Below are 16,746 nucleotides of genomic sequence, written 5' to 3' on the forward strand. Positions count from 1 at the left end.
CGGGCCACCTTGGATGAATGTGGGCCGCGCGCTGCGCCTAGCAGCCCATCCCCGCAAGACACTTGTGCAACTCCAAAAAGACTTTGAACAGGTTCTAACCCATTGATTGATCGCACTTCAAAAGACTACCCATGGACATCTCCAGCTTTGACGATTTGCTGCATGCCGCGCGGCTGCAACCCGAGCCCCAGCGCCTGCTGTTTGTGTTTGTCGGCGTGGAGCTGCCCGATGACGCCACCCCTGCCCAGCGCGCGCGCTTTGAGCAAGGGCAGGGCGGTGCGCTGGTGCCCCTGATGTGTGTGGACAAGACCCCACAGGAGCTGCCATCGTTTGCCGCCCTGGTGACCGAAGCCCAGCAGTTCACCGCACCGGGGCATGACTGGGTGATGGTGTTTGCTGCCGCCATGTCGGGCACGCTCAACCAGGCCCCCACCAGTGCGGACGCCGAAGCCCCACTGCAACGCATGGTGGATGCGATCAAGCGCGGCGCCATCGAGGCCTTCATTCCGTTTGACCGCCAAGGGCACCCCGTGCGCCTGGGCTGAGTCAGGTCGCGGCATTCATCAGACGACCTGCCACTCCACCTGTTCACCCACATGACCACGTCCGCCGGCTTGCCCGGATTCAACACCCCCGCCGTAGGGTTCGAGCAGCCCTTCGCGATGCTGGAGGCTTGCCACGAGCGCGTTGAGCGCACCCTGACCCTGCTGTCGCGGCTGCGCTCCTACCTGCGCGAGCAGGCGGTGGACGATGCGGCCCGCCAGGCGGCCCGCGACGTGCTGCGTTACTTCGACATTGCTGCGCCCTTGCACCATGAAGACGAAGAACTGCACGTCTTTCCGCTGCTGCTGGAGCGGGGGGCGCCGTCGGTGGTGGCGCTGGTGCGGCAGCTCCAACAAGACCATGTGCACATGGCGGCCGATTGGGCCGCCGCCCGGGGCGCACTGGCGGCTCTCGCCGATGGCAGCGCTGCGGGCCTGAGCGCTCAGGACGAAGCGCTGCTCGAGCAGTTTGCCCAGCGCTACGGCCAGCACATCCAGGCAGAAGAAGGCACCGCCTACCCCAGCGCACAGGCCCTTTTGGGCGAGGGCGACCTGCGCACCATGGGGCTGGAGATGGCGGGCCGCCGCCGCGCTTCGTAAATAATTGCTACTGAATTGATAGCTGGTAGCGCTTTCTTTATAAGCGCTGGAGGCACTTTTGGCTTCAAACAGGCCGTCCACACTCCTTCTTAGGGTGGACGGCTTCGGTTGGCAAGACTGCCTCGCCACCGGCCCCGGCAGCGCGATACTCGGCAGCTTGCTCTTTTCTGCGCTCTTCTTGTCCCCGATGTCTGCGAAATTTCTGCTCCGCGTTGCGGGCACCCTGCTGCTGGCCTGGGCCGCTGCTGCTGCCTGTGTGGCGCTGCACACCCCACTGCCCTGGATGCTGGGTCCCCTGGTTGCCACGTCCGTGCTGTCCATGGCCGGTGCGCCCACCGAAAGCTGGGGGCCGTTGCGCAATGGCGGGCAGTGGGCGATTGGCGCCGCGCTGGGCCTGTACTTCACGCCCGAGGTGTCGGCGCTCGTGGGCAGCCTGTGGTGGGCCATCGTGCTGGGCATTGGGTGGGCGCTGCTGCTGGGCTGGGGCTTTGGTGCGTGGCTCTACCGCCTGCACGCGCCGCGCATGCACGGCGTGCCCGCCCCCATGCTGCGGTCTACCAGCTACTTCGCGGGGGCGATTGGGGCCGCGTCTGAGATGACCCTGCTTTCCGAGCGGGAGAACGCCCGCACCGATCTGGTGGCTGCCAGCCACAGCCTGCGCCTGCTCATCGTCACGATCACCATTCCATTTGCCCTGCAGTGGAGCGGTCTGCAGGGGCTGGACATTCTGACCCCCACCGTGCGCGAGGTGAGCTGGCCGGGCCTTGCGCTGCTGGCCTTGCTGACCGGCGCGGGTGCTTTGGTGATGGACCGCCTGGGCCGCGCGAACCCGTGGTTCATGGGGGCGATGCTGGTGTCCATGGCGGTCACCATGGCGGGGTTGCATCTGTCGGCAGTGCCCCAAGCGGTGGTCAATGCCGCGCAGCTCGTGATCGGCGTGAGTCTGGGCGTGCGCTTTCGCGCGGAATTTCTGCACACGGCGCCGCGCTGGCTGGCGTCAGTGGCCGTAGGCACGTTCGGCTTGATGGGGATTTGCGCAGCGTTTGCCGCCGTACTGGCGTGGGCCACGGGGCTGCCGTGGGTCACGCTGCTGCTGGGCACCTCCCCCGGCGGCATCACCGAGATGGCCATCACGGCCAAGGTGCTTCAGCTGGGCGTGCCCGTGGTCACTGCGTTTCAGGTGTGCCGGCTGATTGCCGTGCTGATGCTGGTGGGGCCGATGTTCCGCAGGATCTACCCGCCAACCGAGGGTGGTTCTGCAATCTGAAAAAAGAACCGCCCTCTTTGACACTGGCGCGCGGCCGTCGCGCAGGACGACAAGCAAGGGCCGCCCCGCAGCAAGGTCGTCGTCCCCCTTGGGGGGGAAGGCGCGCAGCGCCTCAGGGGGGATTCAATGAACCACCACCGGGTTTTGTGCCAGGCCAGCGTACCGGTCCAGCGCGTCTTCCACTTCTTCCTGCGTGGGCGTGTCGCGCTGCCAGGCCAGGATTTGCTGCTGGAACATCTCGGCCCAGGAGCCATCCAGGTACACCTCTTTGCCCGAGCGCTTGTCCACGATTTCAAAGCCGTGGCGCGCCAGTTGGGGGCGGGGTGGCGCTGTGTCGTTGAGCGCCTGGGTTGATGTCTCCACGGCGTCGGGCAGCATGTGGAGCACCACAAAGGATTCAGAGTCGTAGAGCATTTGCATGGTGTTACCCCAGTCGATACCCAGATCAGATTGCAGCGGTTGCGTAGAGTTCAAGGGGGATGCCCCTGAACCTTCTTCCTGGGTCGCAATCAGTATTTCACGAATTCCGCAGGTGCGCGGCCTGGCAGGGCTTTTTTGCAGGGGTGGCGCGCGGGCGCAACAGGCCTTTGAGCAGACTCTCGCAACAGGCTCTCAGGGCGGGCCGCTGCTGCGCAGGCGCAGGTCGGCAAAGTCGCCATTGGCCTGGGTGATCTTGATGCGCACGGGCAGGTAGCCCATGTCCGGGGCCAGCCACAGCTCGGCCTTCTGGTCGTAGTCGCGCCGGGGCAGGCGCTGCAGCTTGAGGGTGGGCAGCGTGCCTGCGGGCAGGTTCAGGGTTTCGGTGGCTTCCACGGTGAAGGTCCAGCGGTCGGCGCCGGTGGCGCTCACGGTGGTCAGCGTCAACTGGGTGCCGGGCACAAAGCGGTCGGGCGTGGCGGCCAGAAGGCCGGCCAGCTGGATGAAAACGCTCAGGCGGTCTTGTGCGCCAGGGCCAATGGCTGCTTCGGGCGTGTTGGCGCTGAAGGTGACGCGGCCGCGCTGGTAGTCGAAATGGGCGGCGCGCTCGCTCCGGTTGCGGTCGCCAAAGCGCTCGGGCTGCAGGCCCTGCGCCGTCACCAGGCCGGTGCTGCGCTGGGTGCGTGAGCCCACCAAGAATGCGCTCACTTCCTGCCGCGCCTCGTAGCGGGCGCCATCGTGCTGCCACACCAGCTCTGCCCGGGCCTGGTAGTCAAACTTTTTGGCTTGCCCCGCCACGTCAAACGCCAGCTTGATAGGCGCAGGCAGGCGCACGGGGGGCGCGGAAGTGCTGGTGCCTTGCCCAGGGGGGCCGCCCGGTGGGGTGATGTCTACGCCCGAGCCATCGGCCACGGGCGAGGGGGGCGGGGCGCTGGCCGCCGCCGCTGGTGCCGCAGCCACCGCTGCGGAAGCCTCTGGCGCAGGCGCTTCGGCAGCGGAAGCGGTGGCGCTGTCCGTCCCCTGTTCTGTGTTGCCCGTCGGCTCGACCACCGCTGGTTCTGCGATGGCCACTTCGGCGGGCTCACTCGGTGCGGGCGCTGGCTCTGTGACTGCAGGGCGCGCGGGCGCTGCCTTGCGCGGTTTGGCGGGCTTGGGCGGTTTGGCGGGCTTGGGCGGTTTGGCGGGCTTGGGCGGTTTGACGGGCTGGGGCGGTTTGACGGGCTGGGGCGGCGCAGCCGCAGGTGGCGCGGCGGCAGGGCTGGGTGATGGCGCGGGGGCTGCCGCTACCGCAGGCGGCGGCGCTGCCACGCTGCGGGTGGTGAACACCTTGCCTGCTGGCGCAGCCGAGCCGTCCCACGCCAGGGGCACGCCTTGCAGCACCAGCCAGTGAACGGCCAGCACCAAGGCGGTCAGGATCCACAGGGTGCGCCGTGGCATCAGCGGGCCCTGGCAGTGCAACGGGCCTGGGGGCAGGCATAGCGGCTCATGCGCTGCCAGCGCCCAGGTCGGTGGAAAGCTGGGCGGCGGCAGCGCGCAGCGGCACCTCGATGGCGCCACCCCATTCCGGGTCGAACGTGGCCACCGAGCCCAGCGTGGTGATGCCCAGCGCCAGATGGCCGCCCGCATCAAACACCGGGGCGCAAAAGGCGACGATGCCGGGCAGCAGCGTGTCCACCACCCGGGCCATGCCGCGCTCGCGCACATCGGCCAGCACATCCTGCGCCTGCTCCAGCGTGGCGGGCAGGTCGGTGCGCCGCAGCTTGGCGGCCTGGGCCAGCTCCTGTTGCAGCAAGGGCGCCACGGCTTCGGGCGGCATGTAGGCAGCAAAGCAGCGCCCGGTGGCGGAAGACAGCAGCGGCATCACATCGCCCAGGCGCAGGTTGGCCGTGACGGCCTGGGGCGATTCCTCCCAGTGCACGATGGTGGGGCCGTGGTTACCCCACACCGCCAGCGCCAGGGTGTGGCCGATCTGCTCCATCCAGCCGGGCACGCGCTCGCGCGCCAGCCGCATGGCATCGAGCCGGGCCAGCGAGGCCAGCCCCAGCTTGAGCGCGGCGGGGCCCAGGTCGTAGCGCGCGGTGCGCGCGTCTTGCGTGACCAGCCCCAGGCGCTGAAAGCTCACCAGGTAGCGGTGGGCCTTGGCCGCGCTCATGCCGGCCGCAGCCGCCACGTCTTTGAGCATGAGCGGCCCGCGCGCGCGGGTCAGCCCTTCCAGCAGGGCAAAACCGACTTCCACCGACTGGATGCCTGCGCGTTCTTTGTCCATGTGCACTAGAATTTGCGAGTTTTGTTTAGTTAAATCAATTTACCAAATCGTAATTTGGCCAGGGCTTCCAGCCATTCGGTTTGGTGCCTTGCCACTCTGAGAGACAAAGGTCCCCGCCACCATGAAACTCGCTACGTACAAAGACGGCTCGCGCGACGGCCAGCTGGTTGTGGTCTCCCGTGATCTGGGAACAGCCCATTATGCGACTGGCATTGCCAGCAAGCTGCAGCAGGTGCTGGACGACTGGAGCTTCCTCTCGCCCCAGTTGCAAGACCTGTATGACCAGCTCAACAGTGGTCGTGCGCGCCACCCCTTCCCGTTCGATCCGGCCCAGTGCATGGCCCCGCTGCCCCGCGCCTACCAGTGGGCCGATGGCTCGGCGTACATCAACCACGTCGAACTGGTGCGAAAAGCGCGCAACTCCGAGGTGCCTGAGAGTTTTTACACCGACCCGCTCATGTACCAGGGCGGCAGCGACGACTTCATTGGCCCCTGCGACCCGGTGGTGGTGCCTAGCGAATCCATGGGTATCGACTTTGAGGCCGAGATCGCCGTCATCACCGGCGACGTGAAGATGGGCGCCACGCCTGAGCAAGCGCTCGAAGGCATCCGCCTGGTGATGATTGCCAACGACGTGAGCCTGCGCAACCTGATTCCGGCCGAGCTGGCCAAGGGCTTTGGCTTCTTCCAGAGCAAGCCCGCCACTGCGTTCAGCCCCGTGGCCGTGACGCTGGACGAGCTGGGCGACGCCTGGGACAAGGGCCGCGTGAACCTCACCGTGCAGTCCACCTGGAACGGCCGCAAGGTCGGCATGTGCGACGCCGGGCCCGAGATGACCTTCCACTTCGGCCAGTTGATTGCCCACATTGCCAAGACGCGCAACGTGCGCGCTGGCTCCATCGTGGGCAGCGGCACCGTCAGCAACAAGGGCGTGGAGCAGAACGGCCGCATGGAATGGCCCAAGGGCTACAGCTGCATTGCCGAAAAGCGCTGCATCGAAACCATCCAGGACGGCAAGCCCACCACCGAGTTCATGAAGTTTGGCGACACCATCCGCATCGAGGTCAAGGGCAAGGATGGCGCCAGCATCTTCGGCGCCATCGACCAGGAAATTGCCGCACCCGGCGCTGCAACCTAAGGTTTGAAGCCAAAAGTGCCTGATTAGCTACTTACCTCAGAAACGCGCAGCAGACTCCAAGGCAGCGGCCCAGTAGTCACCAATGCCTTCAACAGCACCTAGCTGGCGTTGGTTCTGCTCAGTCTGAGATATGTCGCTAATCAGGAAAAAGAGCTTCCAGCGCTTGTCTGTCAAGCGCTGGAAGCTCTTTTTTTAGGAGCAATGACTGGTGGGCACCTTCCTCAGTTCCAACCCTCCAGCACCAGCTTGCCCCGCGCCTTTCCGCTCTCGATGAGTGCATGTGCGCGCTTCAGATTCTCCGCATTGATGGTGCCAAACCGCTGGTCCAGCGTGGTGCGGATCAGTCCGGCGTCCACCAGCTGCGCTACTTCGGTCAGCAGGCGGTGCTGGCCGATCATGTCGTCGGTGCCGAACAGCGCACGGGTGAACATCAGCTCCCAGTGCAGCGACACCGACTTGCGCTTGAGCTTCGTCACGTCGAGCGACACCGGGTCGTCGATCAGCGCGAACTGGCCCTGCGGCGCGATGGCCTCGACGATCTGGTCAAAGTGCGCGTCGCTCTGCGTGAGACTCACGATGATGTCTACCGTAGGGTGGCCGATGCGCGCCAGCTCTTCAGTGAGCGGTTTGCTGTGGTCAATGACGTGGTGCGCGCCCAGGTCGCGCACCCATTGCTGCGTTTCGGGGCGCGATGCGGTGCCGATGATCGTGAGGCTGGTCAGCCGCGCCGCCAGCTGCGTGAGGATGGAGCCCACACCGCCGCTCGCGCCAACGATGAGCAGGGTCTTTTGCGTGGGCTGCTTGCCGGGTGCCACGCGCAGGCGGTCAAACAGCAGCTCCCACGCGGTGATGGTGGTCAGCGGCAGCGCGGCGGCCTCGGCAAAGTCCAGCGACTTTGGCGCGTGGCCCACGATGCGTTCATCCACCAGGTGCAGCTCGCTGTTGGTGCCCTGGCGGGCAATGGAGCCTGCGTACCAGACGCGGTCGCCGGGCTGGAACAGCGTGACATCCGGCCCCACGGCGCGCACGATGCCGCTCGCGTCCCAGCCCAGCACCTTGTAGTCGGGCCCGTCGCCGCTGCGCGAACTGCTTTTGCGCACTTTCGTGTCCACGGGGTTCACCGAGACGGCATGCACTTCCACGAGCAGATCGCGGCCGGTGGCCACCGGGTCGGGCAGGGTGATGTCGAGCAGAGACTCGGGGTGGTCGATGGGGTGGGCGGTTTGGTAGCCAACGGCTTTCATGGGGAGGTCCTGGAGGTAAACAAAGGGTGCTCCAATGATGGGTCTTGCAAAATTGCTTTTAAATAGGTCGATGATTGAATCTATCTTCAATCATTGTTTGTAAATAAACCCCCACGCACCCAAGGCACGCCATGAAAAGCCTGCAAGACCTCGACATCTTTGTGCGCACCGTGGACAGCGGCAGCCTCTCGGCCACGGCCCGTGCGCTGGACCTCACGCCCGCCGCTGCGAGTGCCGCGCTCAAGCGGCTGGAGGCCGAGCTGGGCGTGGCGCTGTTCGTGCGCTCCACGCGCAGCCTGCGGCTCACGCAGGAGGGCGCACTGTTCCTGGAGCACTGCCGCCCCGCGCTGGCGGCGCTGCAGCAGGTGCAAGGCCAGCTGGCAGGCGGGCGCGCCGGTGGCTTGCGCGGCACGCTGCAGCTGGCCGCGCCGTCGGACCTGGGGCGCAATGTGCTGCTGCCCTGGCTCGATGCCTTCCAGGCCGAGCACCCGGGCATCGACATCCGCCTGCAGCTGGCCGACCGCGTGGCCAACGTGTACAGCGAGCCGGTAGACGCTGCCTTCCGCTACGGCAAGCCGCAGGATTCGAGCCTGGTCGCACTGCCGCTGGCCGCTGACCACCGGCGCGTGCTCTGCGCAGCGCCCGCCTACCTGGCAGCGCACGGCATGCCCGACACGCCCCACGCACTGGCCGAGCACCAGGGCCTGTGCTTCATGCTGGGCGAGGACGTGCACGACCGCTGGCGCTTCTGGGATGCCGCAGGCCAGGAGGTGGTGGTGCGCGTGCGCAGCCGCAACGTGGCCAACGATGGCGATGTGGTGCGCCGCTGGGCGGTGCTGGGCCGGGGCATTGCGTACAAGTCGTACTTCGACGCGGCCGATGATCTGGCCGCCGGCCGGCTGGTGCCGCTGTGCCCTGGCTGGACCACCGAGGCCGTACCGCTCTTTCTGGTGGCGCCCAGCCGCCGCCAGTTCACGCCGCTGGTGCGGGCGCTGCGCGACTTCGTGGCCGGGCGCCTGCAGGCGCTCATGGCGCGGGCGCCACGCTGAGCGCTAGCAGCAACCGCATGGGCTGTGCCCGATGTGCCGCACGAGGCTCTGCCAGCAGCAGGGGTAATGCACACGCGACCGGCGCCGCGCACCCGTGCGCCGCACAATCGCGCCCTTGCTGCCGCCACCGAGCGCGGCGCACCCTCTGCGCAGCCCAGTGCCCGGTGCCGCGGCAACGCCATTGACGGAGAAAGACGATCATGCTGAATTTCGACTTCCACAACCCCACCCACATCGTCTTCGGCCAGGGGCGCATTGCCGACCTGGACAAGCAGGTGCCCGCTGCCGCCAAGGTGCTGATCCTGGTGGGCGGCGCGAGTGCTGAAAAAAACGGCACCCTGGCTGAAGTGCGCGCCGCGCTGGGCAGCCGCCAGCACGCCACCTTCACCGGCATTGAGCCCAACCCCAGCTACGAAACCTCCATGCAGGCCGTGGCGCAGATCCGCGAAGGCGGGTTTGACTTTCTGCTGGCCGTGGGCGGCGGCTCGGTCATCGACGCCACCAAGTTCATCGCCGCGGCCGTGCTGTTTGAAGGCGGCGACCCCTGGGCGATTCTGGAAAAGTTTGGCCGCAACGTGCAGCGCGCCATGCCGTTTGGCGCCGTGCTCACGCTGCCCGCCACGGGTTCGGAGATGAACAACGGCAGCGTCATCACCCACCGCGCCAAGGGCGCCAAGCTGCCCTTCAGCAGCGAGCACACCTACCCCGTCTTCTCGGTGCTCGACCCCACCAAAACCTACACCCTGCCGCCCCAGCAGCTGGCCAACGGTGTGGTTGATGCCTTTGTGCACACGGTGGAGCAGTACCTGACTTACCCCGTCAACGCCCTGGTGCAAGACCGCTTTGCCGAAGGCATCCTGCACACGCTGATAGAAGTGGGGCCGCGCCTGCTCACCGCCACCGAGCCCGTGTACGACGACCGCGCCAACCTGATGTGGGCCGCCACCATGGCGCTCAACGGCCTGATTGGCGCGGGCGTGCCGCAAGACTGGGCCACGCACATGATTGGCCACGAGCTGACGGCGCTGCACGGCATTGACCACGCCCGCACCCTCGCCATCGTGCTGCCCGCGCTGCTCAACGAGCGCCGTGGCCCCAAGCGCGCCAAACTGCTGCAGTACGCCGAGCGCGTGTGGGGCATCACCACCGGTAGCGAGGACGAGCGCATCACCGCCGCCATCGAACGCACCCGCGACTTCTTTGAAAGCATGGGCATCCGCACCCGCCTGTCCGGCTACGGCCTGGGCGCAGAGGTGATTGAGAAAGTGATTGCCCAGCTCGAAGCCCACGGCATGGTCAAGCTGGGTGAGCAGCGTGAGATCACGCCTGCGGTCAGCCGCCGCATCCTCGAAGCAGCGCTGTAAGCCAGCGCCGCGATTTGGCGCGCCGCAGTACCCAGCAGCCTTGGTTGGGGGTACTGTGGCGTTTTGGTTTTTTACAACCAGTTTTTAGATTCCCCTGAACAAAGAAAGCGACCCCCATGGCACACATCCTCATGGTTCTGACGTCCCACGACCAACTGGGCAACACCGGCAAAAAGACCGGCTTCTGGCTGGAAGAGTTTGCCGCGCCGTACTACGTGTTCAAAGATGCTGGCGTGCAGATCACGCTGGCATCGCCCCAGGGCGGCCAGCCGCCGCTGGACCCCAAAAGCGATGACGAGAGCGCCCAGACGGACGCGACGCGCCGCTTCAAGGCCGATGCCGAAGCGCAAAAGCAACTGGCCAGCACGGTGCCGCTGTCGAGCGTGAAGGCCGATGCGTTTGACGCCGTGTTCTACCCCGGCGGCCACGGCCCGCTGTGGGACCTGGCGGAAGACGCGCAGTCCATCGCACTCATCGAACAGACCTTTGCCGCTGGCAAACCGCTGGCGCTGGTGTGCCACGCGCCGGGCGTGCTGCGCCACACCAAGGCACCCGATGGAACCCCACTGGTGAAGGGCAAAAAGGTGACGGGCTTTACCAATACCGAAGAAGACGCAGTGCAGTTGACCGACGTGGTGCCCTTCCTGGTGGAAGACATGCTCAAGGCCAACGGCGGCGTGTACTCCAAAGGCCCTGACTGGGCGCCCTATGTGCTGACCGATGGCACGCTGATCACAGGGCAGAACCCCGCCTCGTCCGAGCCGGGCGCCCAGGCGGTGCTGCAGTTGCTGGGGTAACCCCACTGTGCAGAGCTCTCGCCTGCCAGCGGCGTCAGCGCTGGGTTTTTAGCAAAAATGGGCGCCAGCGCTTTATCTAAAAGCGCTGGTAGCTATCAAATCAATAGCATTTCGCAGGCCTGCGTTCTGCTCAGGCTGCGGCGTTTGGGCTGGCTTCCACCTCCACCAGGCAGTCATAAAACGTGGGTGCACGGCCCAGGTCGGTCAGGGCCTGGCTGGTCACCTCGTTCACGTTGGTGCCGTTCAGCCCCAGCTTGCGCCACCAGATGCCCAGGCCGTTCACCACGCCGGGGCGGGCGCGGGTGGACACTTCGGCGTGGCATTCGTAGCTGCCCCGGTCGTTGAACACGCGCACGGTGCTGCCGTCGGCAATGCCGCGTGCGGCGGCGTCGTCGGGGTGCATTTCCAGCAACGGGCGGCCTTCGATGGTGCGCAGGCTTTTGACGTTGACGAAGCTGGAGTTGAGGAAGTTGCGCGCGGGTGGCGAGATCATGGCCAGCGGGTAGCGGGCGTCGGTGCCCTGCAGTTCGTGGTTGGGAACGTGGTCGGGCAGGCCGTCCATGCCTTGCGCGGCCAGCCGGGCGCTGAAGAATTCGCAGCGGCCCGAGGGCGTGGGGAAGTGGCCTTCGGCAAATGGCGCATCGGGCACGCTCAGCGTGGCAAAGCCCTGGCGTTCGAGCAGGGCGTAGTCCACCGCGTTGCCAAAGGCCTGGCGGCACAAGGCCTCGTCGCTGTCGGTAAAGCAGGGGTCGGCAAAGCCCATGCGCGCCGCCAGGTCGCGGAAGATTTGGGCGTTGCTGCGCGCCTCGCCCACGGGGGCAATGGCGGGGCGGTTGAGCATCACGTCGGTGTGGCCGTAGGCCAGGTGCACGTCCCAGTGCTCGAGCTGCGTGGTGGCGGGCAGGATGTAGTCGGCGTAGTCGGCCGTGTCGGTGTGAAAGTGCTCCAGCACCACGGTGAACAGGTCTTCGCGCGCAAAGCCTTGCACCACCTTGCCCGAATCGGGCGCCACGGCCACGGGGTTGCTGTTGTAGACCACCACGGCTTCGACCTTGGGGCCGAAGGTGGGCGAGGCCTCGCGCAGCAGGTCGTCGCCAATGGTGGACATGTTGATGGTGCGCGGTGTGCGCCCGGCCAGCAGGTCTGGGCGGTGCAGCGCGGCGCGATCCACCGGAAACTGGCCCGAGCTGGACAGCAGCAGCCCGCCCGCCCGGTGCCGCCACGCACCGGTGAGCGCGGGCAGGCAGGCCACGGCGCGCACTGCGTTGCCACCGCCGCGCACGCGCTGCATGCCGTAGTTCAGGCGGATAGCGGCGGGCTTGGTGGTGCCGTAGTCGCGGGCCAGTTGGCGGATTTGTTCGACCGGAATGCCGCACACCTCGGCCGCGCGCTCGGGCGGCCATTGCAGGGCGCGGTCACGCAGCTGCTCCCAGCCCAGGGTGTGCTGGGCGATGTAGTCGTGGTCCAGCCAGTCGTTTTGGATCAGTTCGTGCATCAGCGCCAGCGCCAGGGCGGCGTCGGTGCCAGGGCGCAGGGCGATGTGTTCATGGCACTTGTCGGCGGTTTCGCTCTTGCGGGGGTCGATGCACACCAGCTTGGCACCATTGCGCTTGGCCTGCTGGGCGTAGCGCCAGAAGTGCAGGTTGCTGCCAATCGAATTGCTGCCCCAGATGAGGATGAGCTGGGATTCGGCAAAGAACTCCACCTTCATGCCCACCTTGCCGCCCAGCGTCTGCACCAGCGCTTCGCCACCGGCGGACGCGCAGATGGTGCGGTCCAGCAGCGAAGCGCCCAGGCGGTGGAAGAAGCGCCGGTCCATGCTTTCGCCCTGCACCAGGCCCATGGTGCCCGCGTAGCTGTAGGGCAGGATGGCTTCGGGCGCACGGGTGGCAATGGCTTGCAGGCGCTGGGCAATGTCGGCCAGGGCTTCGTCCCAGGTCACGGGCGTGAATTGGCCGCTGCCTTTGGCGCCGCTGCGCTTGAGCGGCGTGAGGATGCGCTCGGGGTGGTAAGTGCGCTCGGTGTACTTGCTCACTTTCGCGCACAGCACGCCATCGGTGTGGGGGTGGTCCGGGTTGCCTTGCACCCGGGTGGCCACGCCGTTTTCCACAGTGGTGACCAGGCCGCAGGTGTCGGGGCAGTCATGCGGGCAGGCGCCGCGAACGCTTAGAACCTGTCCCGGTGTAGGGTTTACGCTAATAGATGCAGACATTTGTTCGTGGCCGTCTGAAAATTCGACTGTAATGATTTGTGGACGCAAGCTCGCGACTTGCCCGCGCTGCAGCAAGGGCCGGTGTGGCGGTTATACGTTGCCCCTGACACAAAACCAACCCTCAACACCCACCATGCAACCCTCCGTTTTGAACCGCAGACAGTTTTCCCTAGGCATTGGCGCTACCGCGCTGGCCGGTTTTGGCGTGGCACGGGCCCAAAGTGAAGGCCGCATTGTGCTGGGACAGTCTGCCGCATTTTCAGGCCCTGCCGCGCAATTGGGTATCCAGTTCAACCAGGGGGCCAAGCTGTTTTTTGACCAGCTCAACGCTGCCGGTGGCGTGGGCAAGCGCATGGTGGAAATCCGCACGCTGGACGATGGCTATGAGCCCGACCGCTGTGCGGAAAACACCCGCAAGCTCATCGCTGACGACGTGTTTGCACTGTTTGGCTATGTGGGCACACCCACCAGCCTGGCGGCAGTGCCCCTGTTCAACCAGGCCAAGGTGCCGTTTTTCGCCCCGTTCACGGGGGCTGAGTCGCTGCGCCAGCCGTTCAACCGGCTGGTGTTCCATGTGCGCGCCTCGTACTACGACGAAACTGCGCTCATCGTGCGCCAACTGGTCAATCTGGGCGTCAAGAAGATTGCCGTGTTCCACCAGAACGATGCCTACGGTAAGGCCGGGCTTGACGGCGTGAACAAGGCGCTGGCCGAGCACAAGCTGCCCCTGGCAGGCGCCGCCACGGTGGAGCGCAACTCGGTGGACGTGGCTGCCGCCGTGGAAAAGCTGGTGGCCGCCAAGCCCGATGCGGTGGTGCAGATTGCCGCCTACGGCGCCAGCGCCGCCTTTGTGCGTGCCGCCCGCAAGGCAGGTTTCGGCGGCACGTTCTACAACGTATCGTTCGTGGGCACGCAGGCGCTGGCCGACGAGCTGGGCAAGGATGGCGCCGGTGTGGTGGTGTCGCAGGTGGTTCCGTCGCCCTACCAGCCCTCGCGCCAGATCACCCGCGAGTTTCTGGATGCCATCAAAAAGGCAGGCGACAAGGTGCAGCCCAACTACTCCAGCATGGAAGGCTTTCTGGCCGCCCGCATCTTCACCGAAGGCCTGCGCCAGGCAGCAGCCAGCGGCAAGATCAGCCGCGACAGCTTCATCTCTGGCATGGAAGGCCTGGGCTCCCAGGTGATTTCGGGCTTCCCGGTATCGTTTGGCCCGAATGACCACACGGCATCCAGCTTTGTGGAGATGTCCATGCTCACCGGCGACGGGCGGGTGAGAACCTGACACGTTGCGCAAGCACTGCAATCACCATTCAAGCCCGGCGCGAAAGTGCCGGGCTTTTTTTTATGTCTGATTTTTTGCCCGATGGTGGGGCAGGTGCGGCGTCAGTCCATGGACTGGGTATTCGCCAGCCCCTGCATGAACGCCTCGCAGCGCCCCAGCTGCTCCAGGGTCACGAACTCGTCGGGCTGGTGGGCTTGCTGGATGCTGCCGGGGCCGCACACCACGGTGGGGATGCCGGCGTTCTTGAACAGCCCGGCTTCGGTACCGAAGGCCACCAGCGTGGTGCCGGCTTCGCCGCTCAGCCGCTGGGCCAGACGGGTGACGGCGTCGTCCTTGCTGCCCAGGAAGCTCGGGATCTCGCAGATGGTCTCAAAGCCAAAACCTGCGTCTGGCGCCACCTTCTTCATCGCGGGCTCCAGCGACTTGGCATAGGCCAGCACCTCGGCTTGCATCTGGGCGGCGTTGGCCGTGGGCAGGTCGCGGAATTCGTAGCGGAATTCAGCGTCGCGCGGCACCACGTTGTCGGCAATGCCACCGTGGAACTGGCCGACGCTGGCGGTGGAAAAGGGCACGTCAAAGCCTTCAAACCGGGGCTCGTGCTGCTCAAAGCCCTCGGCCATGTCGCGCAAGCGACCCACCACGCGGGCCGCCATTTCAATCGCGTTGACGGAGTGCGGGGTCAACGACGAGTGCGCCTCTTTGCCGCGCACGCAGCACTTGTAGCGGTACACCCCCTTGTGGGCAATGGCGGGCACCATGAGCGTGGGCTCACCCACAATGCAGGCCAGGGGCTTGATGCCGGCGTCGCGCAGGTCGGCAATCAGCTCTTTCACACCAAAGCAGCCCACTTCCTCGTCGTAGCTGAAGGCGAAGTGCACCGCGAACGGGGCCTGGCTGTTCAGGAAGGCTTCTGCGTGGGCCAGGGCCAGGCCGATGAAGGCCTTCATGTCGGCACTGCCGCGGCCGTAGAGCTTGCCGTCCTGTACCCGCGCGCTCAACGGGTCCATGCTCCAGTCCTGCCCCGTCCAGGGCACGGTGTCGGTGTGGCCCGAAAGAATGATGCCGCTGGGCTTGCCCTCGCCCAGCGTGGCAAACAGGTTGGCCTTGGTCTTATCGGCGTTGTAGGTGAGGCGGCTTTTCACGCCCAGTTGGGTCAGGGTGTCGCGCACAAAGTGGATCAGCTCCAGGTTCGAGTTCTGGCTGACGGTGTTCATGCGGACCAGGGTTTGTGCAAGTTCGAGGGCGTGGGGTGAGAGCATGGCGTGCCTTGGCTGGGGGCAAAAGAACCGATAAAAACCCGCACTGGCCCCCGTGTTGCTCACGGGCTAGACTGCAGGATCGTAAGGACACATATCATGAACGTTATCGACTCCATCGTCACCCAGGCCGCGGGTATTGCAGCGGTGCGCCGGGACATTCACGCCCACCCCGAGCTGTGCTTTGAAGAAGTACGCACCGCCGATGTGGTGGCGGGCAAGCTCACCGAATGGGGCATTCCCATCCACCGCGGGCTGGGCAAGACGGGTGTGGTGGGCATCGTGCATGGCCGCGACGGCGGTGCCTGCGGGCGTGCCATTGGCCTGCGCGCCGACATGGACGCCCTGCCCATGCAGGAGTTCAACACCTTTGAGCACGCCAGCAAACACCACGGCAAGATGCACGCCTGCGGCCACGATGGCCACACGGCCATGCTGCTGGCAGCGGCGCAGCACTTTGCCAAGCACCGCAACTTTGACGGCACGGTGTACCTCATCTTCCAGCCTGCGGAAGAGGGCGGCGGCGGTGCCCGCGTGATGATTGAAGACGGGCTGTTTGAAAAATTCCCCATGCAGGCCGTGTACGGCATGCACAACTGGCCGGGCATGCCCGCAGGCACCATGGCCGCCAGTGCGGGGCCGGTGATGGCATCGACCAGCGAATTCAAGATCACCGTGCGCGGCAAGGGCGGCCACGCTGCCATGCCCCACATGGGGGTGGACCCGGTGCCGATTGCCTGCCAGATGGTGCAGGCCTTCCAGACCATCATCAGCCGCAACAAGAAGCCGGTGGATGCGGGCGTGATCTCGGTCACCATGATCCACACCGGCGAGGCCACCAACGTGGTGCCCGACAGCTGCGAGTTGCAGGGCACCGTGCGCACCTTCTCTTTCGAGGTGCTCGACCTGATTGAAAAACGCATGCGCCAGGTGGCCGAGCACACCTGCGCCGCGCACGACGCGGTGTGCGACTTTGAATTTGTGCGCAACTACCCGCCCACCATCAACACCCCGGCCGAAGCGCAGTTTGCCCGCAAGGTCATGGCCAGCATCGTGGGCGAAGACCGGGCGCTGGACCAGGAGCCCAGCATGGGCGCGGAAGACTTTGCCTACATGCTGCAGGCCAAACCGGGCGCCTACCTGTTCATTGCCAACGGCGATGGCAGCCACCGCGAAATGGGCCACGGTGGCGGGCCTTGCACGCTGCACAACCCCAGCTACGACTTCAATGACGACCTGATCCCGCTGGGCGGCACGTTCTGGGTGCGGCTGGCCGAAGAATGGCTGGCGGCCCAGGCCAAGGCTGCCTGAG

General features: G+C 66.0%; 15 protein-coding genes. 9 read left to right on the top strand and 6 right to left on the bottom strand.

The window, feature by feature from the left end:
• Nucleotides 1–131: 131 nt before the first annotated feature.
• The 3 genes from IHV84_RS01110 (at nt 132) to IHV84_RS01120 (ending at nt 2,409) form a co-directional block, all read left to right on the top strand.
• Nucleotides 132–545 carry a hypothetical protein gene (locus IHV84_RS01110; protein ID WP_044395477.1) on the top strand — a complete coding sequence of 138 codons (414 nt, stop codon included), beginning with the start codon at nt 132–134 and terminating at the stop codon, nt 543–545.
• A 51-nt stretch (nt 546–596) separates the two neighbouring features.
• Nucleotides 597–1,142 (top strand): hemerythrin domain-containing protein, encoded by a 546-nt coding sequence (locus IHV84_RS01115; protein ID WP_198845474.1) that lies wholly within the window; start codon nt 597–599, stop codon nt 1,140–1,142.
• A gap of 187 nt (nt 1,143–1,329) precedes the next feature.
• Entirely contained in the window at nt 1,330–2,409 is a 1,080-nt protein-coding gene (locus IHV84_RS01120; RefSeq protein ID WP_198845475.1) for an AbrB family transcriptional regulator, read from the top strand.
• Nucleotides 2,410–2,532: 123 nt separating this feature from the next.
• On the opposite strand, the gene IHV84_RS01125 is transcribed toward IHV84_RS01120, so the two are convergent.
• The 3 genes from IHV84_RS01125 to IHV84_RS01135 form a co-directional block, all read right to left on the bottom strand.
• Nucleotides 2,533–2,829: a DUF3567 domain-containing protein gene (locus tag IHV84_RS01125; RefSeq protein ID WP_066699186.1), complete on the bottom strand. Its 297-nt coding sequence runs from the start codon at nt 2,827–2,829 to the stop codon at nt 2,533–2,535.
• 192 nt (nt 2,830–3,021) lie between these two features.
• Entirely contained in the window at nt 3,022–4,263 is a 1,242-nt protein-coding gene (locus IHV84_RS01130) for a DUF3108 domain-containing protein (RefSeq protein ID WP_198845476.1), read from the bottom strand.
• 46 nt (nt 4,264–4,309) lie between these two features.
• Nucleotides 4,310–5,092 carry an IclR family transcriptional regulator gene (locus IHV84_RS01135; protein ID WP_066693290.1) on the bottom strand — a complete coding sequence of 261 codons (783 nt, stop codon included), beginning with the start codon at nt 5,090–5,092 and terminating at the stop codon, nt 4,310–4,312.
• 121 nt (nt 5,093–5,213) lie between these two features.
• On the opposite strand from IHV84_RS01135, the gene IHV84_RS01140 reads away from it, so the two are divergent.
• On the top strand, nt 5,214–6,230 hold the full coding sequence (locus tag IHV84_RS01140; protein ID WP_066693293.1) for a fumarylacetoacetate hydrolase family protein: 1,017 nt from the start codon (nt 5,214–5,216) through the stop codon (nt 6,228–6,230).
• 221 nt (nt 6,231–6,451) lie between these two features.
• Here the strand turns inward: IHV84_RS01140 and IHV84_RS01145 are convergent, their stop codons facing one another.
• Entirely contained in the window at nt 6,452–7,474 is a 1,023-nt protein-coding gene (locus IHV84_RS01145; RefSeq protein WP_198845477.1) for a zinc-binding alcohol dehydrogenase family protein, read from the bottom strand.
• A gap of 131 nt (nt 7,475–7,605) precedes the next feature.
• On the opposite strand from IHV84_RS01145, the gene IHV84_RS01150 reads away from it, so the two are divergent.
• From IHV84_RS01150 to IHV84_RS01160, 3 genes are all read left to right on the top strand, one after another.
• On the top strand, nt 7,606–8,523 hold the full coding sequence (locus tag IHV84_RS01150) for a LysR family transcriptional regulator (protein WP_067512313.1): 918 nt from the start codon (nt 7,606–7,608) through the stop codon (nt 8,521–8,523).
• Between the two features lie 200 nt (nt 8,524–8,723).
• Entirely contained in the window at nt 8,724–9,887 is a 1,164-nt protein-coding gene (locus IHV84_RS01155; protein ID WP_198845478.1) for an iron-containing alcohol dehydrogenase, read from the top strand.
• Between the two features lie 116 nt (nt 9,888–10,003).
• Nucleotides 10,004–10,684 (top strand): type 1 glutamine amidotransferase domain-containing protein, encoded by a 681-nt coding sequence (locus tag IHV84_RS01160; protein WP_198845479.1) that lies wholly within the window; start codon nt 10,004–10,006, stop codon nt 10,682–10,684.
• A gap of 130 nt (nt 10,685–10,814) precedes the next feature.
• Here IHV84_RS01160 and IHV84_RS01165 read toward each other — a convergent pair whose 3' ends face one another.
• A complete protein-coding gene (locus tag IHV84_RS01165; protein WP_198845480.1) occupies nt 10,815–12,896 on the bottom strand; it encodes a molybdopterin-dependent oxidoreductase in 2,082 nt (693 codons plus the stop codon).
• A 133-nt stretch (nt 12,897–13,029) separates the two neighbouring features.
• Here IHV84_RS01165 and IHV84_RS01170 point away from each other — a divergent pair, with 133 nt between their 5' ends.
• Nucleotides 13,030–14,178: an ABC transporter substrate-binding protein gene (locus IHV84_RS01170; protein ID WP_198845481.1), complete on the top strand. Its 1,149-nt coding sequence runs from the start codon at nt 13,030–13,032 to the stop codon at nt 14,176–14,178.
• A gap of 101 nt (nt 14,179–14,279) precedes the next feature.
• On the opposite strand, the gene argE is transcribed toward IHV84_RS01170, so the two are convergent.
• Nucleotides 14,280–15,437, bottom strand: coding sequence for an acetylornithine deacetylase (gene argE, locus IHV84_RS01175; RefSeq protein ID WP_198845482.1), 1,158 nt, complete (start codon nt 15,435–15,437; stop codon nt 14,280–14,282).
• Between the two features lie 96 nt (nt 15,438–15,533).
• On the opposite strand from argE, the gene IHV84_RS01180 reads away from it, so the two are divergent.
• Entirely contained in the window at nt 15,534–16,745 is a 1,212-nt protein-coding gene (locus IHV84_RS01180) for a M20 aminoacylase family protein (RefSeq protein ID WP_066783268.1), read from the top strand.
• Nucleotide 16,746: the final 1 nt, after the last annotated feature.

Source organism: Acidovorax sp. IB03 (assembly GCF_016406015.1).
GTDB classification, from domain to species: domain Bacteria; phylum Pseudomonadota; class Gammaproteobacteria; order Burkholderiales; family Burkholderiaceae_C; genus Acidovorax; species Acidovorax temperans.

Coding starts and splice junctions, on each gene's coding strand:
- IHV84_RS01110 (WP_044395477.1), top strand. CDS start 132: ATGGACATCTCCAGCTTTGACGATTTGCTGCATGCCGCGCGGCTGCAA.
- IHV84_RS01115 (WP_198845474.1), top strand. CDS start 597: ATGACCACGTCCGCCGGCTTGCCCGGATTCAACACCCCCGCCGTAGGG.
- IHV84_RS01120 (WP_198845475.1), top strand. CDS start 1,330: ATGTCTGCGAAATTTCTGCTCCGCGTTGCGGGCACCCTGCTGCTGGCC.
- IHV84_RS01125 (WP_066699186.1), bottom strand. CDS start 2,829: ATGCAAATGCTCTACGACTCTGAATCCTTTGTGGTGCTCCACATGCTG.
- IHV84_RS01130 (WP_198845476.1), bottom strand. CDS start 4,263: ATGCCACGGCGCACCCTGTGGATCCTGACCGCCTTGGTGCTGGCCGTT.
- IHV84_RS01135 (WP_066693290.1), bottom strand. CDS start 5,092: ATGGACAAAGAACGCGCAGGCATCCAGTCGGTGGAAGTCGGTTTTGCC.
- IHV84_RS01140 (WP_066693293.1), top strand. CDS start 5,214: ATGAAACTCGCTACGTACAAAGACGGCTCGCGCGACGGCCAGCTGGTT.
- IHV84_RS01145 (WP_198845477.1), bottom strand. CDS start 7,474: ATGAAAGCCGTTGGCTACCAAACCGCCCACCCCATCGACCACCCCGAG.
- IHV84_RS01150 (WP_067512313.1), top strand. CDS start 7,606: ATGAAAAGCCTGCAAGACCTCGACATCTTTGTGCGCACCGTGGACAGC.
- IHV84_RS01155 (WP_198845478.1), top strand. CDS start 8,724: ATGCTGAATTTCGACTTCCACAACCCCACCCACATCGTCTTCGGCCAG.
- IHV84_RS01160 (WP_198845479.1), top strand. CDS start 10,004: ATGGCACACATCCTCATGGTTCTGACGTCCCACGACCAACTGGGCAAC.
- IHV84_RS01165 (WP_198845480.1), bottom strand. CDS start 12,896: ATGTCTGCATCTATTAGCGTAAACCCTACACCGGGACAGGTTCTAAGC.
- IHV84_RS01170 (WP_198845481.1), top strand. CDS start 13,030: ATGCAACCCTCCGTTTTGAACCGCAGACAGTTTTCCCTAGGCATTGGC.
- argE (WP_198845482.1), bottom strand. CDS start 15,437: ATGCTCTCACCCCACGCCCTCGAACTTGCACAAACCCTGGTCCGCATG.
- IHV84_RS01180 (WP_066783268.1), top strand. CDS start 15,534: ATGAACGTTATCGACTCCATCGTCACCCAGGCCGCGGGTATTGCAGCG.